Below are 6,044 nucleotides of genomic sequence, written 5' to 3' on the forward strand. Positions count from 1 at the left end.
CTAGCAATAGGTGGAGACTTAAATATCAATCTTCTTAAACGGATGCGTAAGCATCTAAAAAACCCCGACTTAATAAAATATTAAGTCGGAGTAGTTCACTTTGGCCATTCTTTACTGCACAAACGATTTGAAGCAATCATTCCAATGACTAATACTAGGAATGAGAAATCAATTCCCTTAGGGAATAAAACGTTTAATATTAATGCGAAAAGAATGCTTAATAATGTAATATTGAGTGATTTAGAAGAAATCTTTCTCTCTTTATATATCTTATATTGCATCTTGATCTGCAGGAATGCCAGAACAAGCGCAACAACAGCCACTAAACTATCGATATAGAAATTGATTAAATACTTCTGATTAATCAGCTCTTTGACAAACATAAGAGCAATATAGGAAGTCATGGTTCCTACCATCATAGAAACCATAAGCTTTTCTCTATCTTGTTGAAACTTCATTAGCGTTTTATTTCTAAGCTATGAGTAGATGTTTCCTGAATATGTGAATCAAATAATGCCTTCATTAATGAGATTGCATAGTAAGTATCCTTGATACCAGCAGTTTCATATGATGAATGCATTGCAAGCTGAGGTAAACCGATATCTACAGCATTCATAGAAGCCTGAGCCATAGCGATATTACCTAAAGTACTTCCTCCAGCCTTATCTGAACGGTTAGCGAAATACTGTAGAGGTACATCTGCGCCAGATGCAAGTGCCTTTACAACTGCCATTGATACGCCATCACTTGTATATTTCTGACCAGCATGTGACTTAACAACAACACCTTCATTCATATAAGTGCAGTTAGTTGCATCAGTATGTTCTGGATGGTTTGGATGTACGGCATGTGCATTATCTGCAGAAAGCATAAAGCTTGATGCAAGTGCACGGTGGTAATCTTCTTCAGTCTTACCTAAAGCATTGTTGATACGAGTTAATGTATCTCTTAATAATGTAGAGTCAGCACCCTGCTTAGTTCCTGAACCTACTTCTTCGTTATCAAAGCAAGCCATGATATCGATAGATTCATCATTGTAACCAGAAAGTAATGCCTTTAATGAAGCGAAACCACACTGTAAATCATCTAAGTGACCTGCAGAAATGAATTCTTCATTAGCACCCCAGATAGATGGAGCCATGCGGTTGTAAAGATATAAGTCATGTCCTAAGATGTCTTCTTTCTTTACACCTAATTCATCCGCAAGAATCTGTTTGAAGTCTTTCTGACGATCATCACCAGCACTTAATAATGGAAGCATATCGACCTGTAAGTTATACTTAAATCCATCATTAGCAGCACGGTTCATATGAATAGCTACATTAGGGATCATTAATAAATCACGATCAATGTTTAATAACTTAGTAACGATGCTGTTACCTTCAGATACTAATACACGACCAGCAATTGATAGAGGACGATCTAACCAAGTAGCACATAACATTCCTCCGTATCCTTCAGTATTTAACTGAGTATACTTATTCTTCACTTCGATTTCAGCATTTTCTTTAACCTTGAAAGTTGGTGAATCAGTATGTGAAGTCACAATGTTGAAACTGTAGTTGTCTAACTTTGTACCTACTTTGAAAGCTAAGATACTTGTATTATTTCTTGTTACATAATACTTACCACCTGGTACAATATCCCAATGTTCACTTTCTAATAATTCTTTAAATCCATCAGCATTTAAGATCTGACGATAGTTTTCTACTGCATGGAAAGCAGTAGGACTTTTTGATAAGAAATCTAATAATTCTTTTGAAGTTTCCTTAAACATTTTTATTATCTCCTTAATTTATATAAAAATATCCTTCTGGCCCTGCCAAAAGGATATTTTATATCATTTATCTTTTTCCTTCACGGCGTTCTTTTTCTGCAAGTTTAGGCATGATTAATCCTAAAGCACAAAGAACTACAGGGGCAATTACGTTTAATGCGAATGTGAATGGATCTTTGTCATACATACCAAGTACACAGCAAGCTGCAGTTACGATAAAGCACCAGATACCGAAGAACTTAGCAACAGCCTGATTCTTAACGAAACGATATTCTGCTGGGAACTTGTCCATAGCCTGACGTAAAGCAACATAAGCAGCAAATACCCATAAGTAACGCATTGGCATACATACTGAGTTAAGCTTATTTAACTGTTTTAATACAGCAGCTGCACCAGGAACGAATGACTGGATTAAGATGATTGAACCAGAAAGTACAACAACTAACTTAATACCGTTAATATATGCACCATACTTATTCTTCTTAAATAAAGCAGATGGGATATAATCTCTAGTTTCTTCGTTGTCTAATAACATTCTAAGTGGAGCATCAATACTTAATACTAAAGTAGAGAACTGACCAACCATGTTACATAATGCGTAGATAACTAGTAATGTATCACCCATATGATAGTATTCACCTAATTTCTGGAATGACCAATAAGCCCCGTTAGCAACATAGCTTTCGAATGCCTGTTCAGAAGCATTGATCATCTTAGGATCGAACATCATACCCATTGCGAATGTACCTAAGATAGCACATACACAAACCATGATAGCAAGTGCAATCATACCTTTAGGGAATCCCTTTTCAGGATTTTCTACCTTGTTTACATATGGTGAAATCTTTTCACATCCACCAACCGCAAACACTAAGATAGATAATGATGTGAAGTACTGTACATTGAACTGTGGCACGATGTTTTTAAAACTAAAGTCCATATGTACATAGCCACCATTAGGGTTGATAGCTGGTGCTGCGAACATCATTAAGATATAAAGGATTGACATAACAAACATTGAAGTTCCTGCTAATGTAGCAAGTTTCTTTAGTGGGTTTAATCCACGGCTTGCAATATAGCAGAATAATAAGAATACAGCAAGTGTAGCAAGCTGAACATAGATAGTTGGTAAGCTATCATAAACTGTATGGTTTCTGAAGATTACCCAGCTAAGAGCCTTTAATCCACCAGTACCTTTACTTGCGATATAAGTGATGTGACAAGCCCAATAAGTGAACCCTGCATAGTATGCAAGTTTAGGACCCATTGTTTCCTTGATCCATGAGCTGACACCCCCACCGGCATTTTTAAATGCTGAACCAAGTTCACCAACCATAAGGGCATATGGTACGAAGTATAGTGCGAACATTAAAATCCAGCTGAATATAACCTGGATACCGTTGAAGTAAACGAAACCGTTAAGTACGTTACCAAAACCCCAAACAGTAGAAAATGCCATGAAAGCCAGGGTATACCATTTCATTTTTGAGTTTTCCATACTCTCCTCCTTAAATATTTTTTGTTTAAAAATAAAAACAATCTTTTTATGCCTCAATAAGTATACCAAATTTTCTGCAAATATACCATACTTTTATATGTACAAAACACAAAAATAGATAAATCTATGGCGATATTTACGATAAAATAGTGAAATATTGTTTCAAATAACTGTTTCAATTAAGTATGCAATAATAAATTATTCTTATTGTTTTAATTTATCAACAATTTCATGTAATAAAAAAAGCTATTCGTTGAGTTCTCAACAAATAGCTAAATTTATTAAGCGTTGATAGCACGAGTGATAGCTGGAACAACCTGTTTCTTACGAGAAATAACACCTGGTAAGTTTGCCTGATGTTCAACTAACTGTACATTAAATGCATTTTCTACATATTCAGGATGGCTGCCTGCAACAAATACTTCACTTGTCGCATTGATTACATCAGTTAATAATAGAACTGCTGTATCGAATCCATTTTCAACACATAGATTTTCCATATATTCAAGCATTTCAGCCTTAAGTGGTGCAAAACCATCGATATCCATAGTATTAACCTGAGCAATACCAACTTTTGCATCACCAATATTGAATGCTTTGTAATCCTGGTTATAGATTTCTTCAATTGATTTACCTACTAATGAAGTACCAGCCTTAAACATTGCAAGACCAAATTCTTCAGCATCTACACCAGCAATTTCAGCTAATTCTAACGCAATTTCTTTATCAGTCTTTGTGCAAGTTGGAGATCTGAATAGTAATGTATCAGAAATAATAGCTGCTAACATTAAACCAGCAACATTCTTAGGAATTTCTACACCCTGTTCCTTATACATTTTCGCAATAATTGTACAAGTACAGCCAAGTGGTTCTGCTCTGAACTGTAATGGACCTACAGTCTGGAAATCAGCTACTCTGTGGTGGTCTACTACTTCTAGAATTTCTGCTTCTTCAATACCTTCTACAGCCTGTCCTCTTTCGTTATGGTCAACAAGAATCATCTTCTTATGATCACCAGTAATAACCTGGAAACGAGAGATAGTACCTACTACCTGATCATTTAAGTCAATAACAGGATATGAATGATATCTTGTTTCACTCATTACTTCTTTTAAGTAATCTACAGTATCATCTGTAGAGAAGCATGTTAAATCACCCTTCTGCATAACATATTCAACAGGTACTGCCTGAATGATCTGCTGAGAAGTCTTGAATGTAGTGAAAGCAGTAGTTACTACACTGACACCTGCATTCTTACATTCTTCAAGAACTGATTCTTCTAAGTGTAATGAGTTAGTAAGGATGATTAAATCAACCTTCTTCTTCAACATTTCACGAATACCTTCAGTTCTGTCACCACCAGTAATGATAACATCATGTTCATTAACATGATCAATAACTTCCTGAGAGTTCATACCAGTGATATGAAGACTACCCTTGATAGTACGTAATTCAGGGTTTAAATAAACGATCTTAGCATCTAATGTATCTACTACGTTTTCAATTGGAGTATGCGCATTCTTTAAGATATCTTTATCCCAATCTTCCATATAACCTTCAATAATGTTTGTAGAAGATAATAAACCTAAAAGATGAGAATGATCATCTAATACTGGAGCGCTCTTTAAGTTCATCTGGCACATTAATGACCAAGCAGTTCTTAAAGTTAATTCTTTAGAGAATAAAGTTACCTGATCGTAATCAAGATCTTCTACTTTCTGTTTAACTGACTTTAATAACTGTGGTGTATGTGCATTAAATCTCTTTAATACATACTCAGTTTCACGGCTTACTTCACCAAGTCTTACTGGTACTGCCTGTCCGTACTTATGAGTTGCATTTAATAAATATGAATAACTGATGGCCGCACAAATTGAATCTGTATCCGGATTCTTATGACCACTTACGTAAACTAAATCCATGTTTTTCCTCCTATGCTTTCTTTAAATAACGATAAATTGTTGGTTCAGAAACATCTAACTTATCTGCAACTAGGGCAATTGCACCTTTTACTTTAAATGTTCCTTTATCCTGTAAGTATTTAACAACTCTGATCTTTTCTTCTACTTTTAATCTTTCTGCATGAACGTAAGATGGAACTCCCATATTCTGCATACATTCAGCAATATACTTTTCTACCATCTCATCAAGTGGAGAAGATAAGATTTCGATTGGGCTATCATATTTGAATTCTACATTTGTATTATCCTTAATACCTAGAATTCTTCTCATTGCAGTTTCAATATATTCAAAATCTGTAACATTGACATTAATACATAACATACCAACAGGATAAACATTGCCTGGTTCCTTGATCCAGTATGTTGCAGATTTTAACAGTTTACCATCAGGTCCGGCTGTTTTGTAGTTCATGACAAAGTCACTTTTTTCATACTGTTTTGTTTCTAAATAATGAACAGATAAATTTGAAAGCTTAGCACCAACTTCTCTGCCAGAAATCTCACCATTTGCGATAGCAACAACTTCCTGTTGAGGAGATGTGAGATCGTGTAAAGCTATTTCAACATTATCCCCTAACGCAACACCTAGGAATGGGACAAGGGCTGCATATGGTTCTAATAATTTATGCATTATACTTCCTCCTTTACAACAGAGTATTTTATCATAATAAAAAATATCAGTAAATTATTATTATCATTAAATAGATTTTTTTCTAGTTTTTTTAAAAAGAAAAACACAGGAATCAAAAGATTGAGTAACTAAATAGACTTGGGGTTAACTCAAGCTTTAAAAATGTCAGGGGTGTGA

5 protein-coding genes are annotated in these 6,044 nt (G+C 34.9%); all 5 read right to left on the reverse strand.

All coding sequences use genetic code 11. The features are described 5' to 3' along the window. Positions 1-95 precede the first annotated feature (95 nt). A complete protein-coding gene (locus ACT8VG_RS06380; RefSeq protein WP_129982112.1) occupies positions 96-458 on the reverse strand; it encodes a hypothetical protein in 363 nt (120 codons plus the stop codon). Then, positions 458-1,777 (reverse strand): M18 family aminopeptidase, encoded by a 1,320-nt coding sequence (locus ACT8VG_RS06385; RefSeq protein ID WP_444195435.1) that lies wholly within the window; start codon positions 1,775-1,777, stop codon positions 458-460. The genes ACT8VG_RS06380 and ACT8VG_RS06385 overlap by 1 nt, the downstream gene beginning before the upstream one ends. Before the next feature lie 67 nt (positions 1,778-1,844). Then, positions 1,845-3,275, reverse strand: coding sequence for an APC family permease (locus ACT8VG_RS06390; RefSeq protein WP_117459371.1), 1,431 nt, complete (start codon positions 3,273-3,275; stop codon positions 1,845-1,847). A 281-nt stretch (positions 3,276-3,556) separates the two neighbouring features. Then, positions 3,557-5,197: a putative manganese-dependent inorganic diphosphatase gene (locus ACT8VG_RS06395; RefSeq protein WP_217106765.1), complete on the reverse strand. Its 1,641-nt coding sequence runs from the start codon at positions 5,195-5,197 to the stop codon at positions 3,557-3,559. A gap of 10 nt (positions 5,198-5,207) precedes the next feature. Then, entirely contained in the window at positions 5,208-5,867 is a 660-nt protein-coding gene (locus ACT8VG_RS06400; RefSeq protein WP_117458516.1) for a helix-turn-helix transcriptional regulator, read from the reverse strand. Positions 5,868-6,044 lie beyond the last annotated feature (177 nt).

The sequence above is a fragment of the Catenibacterium sp. genome, assembly GCF_052354645.1.
Taxonomy (GTDB): Bacteria; Bacillota_I; Bacilli_A; order Erysipelotrichales; family Coprobacillaceae; genus Catenibacterium; species Catenibacterium mitsuoka_A.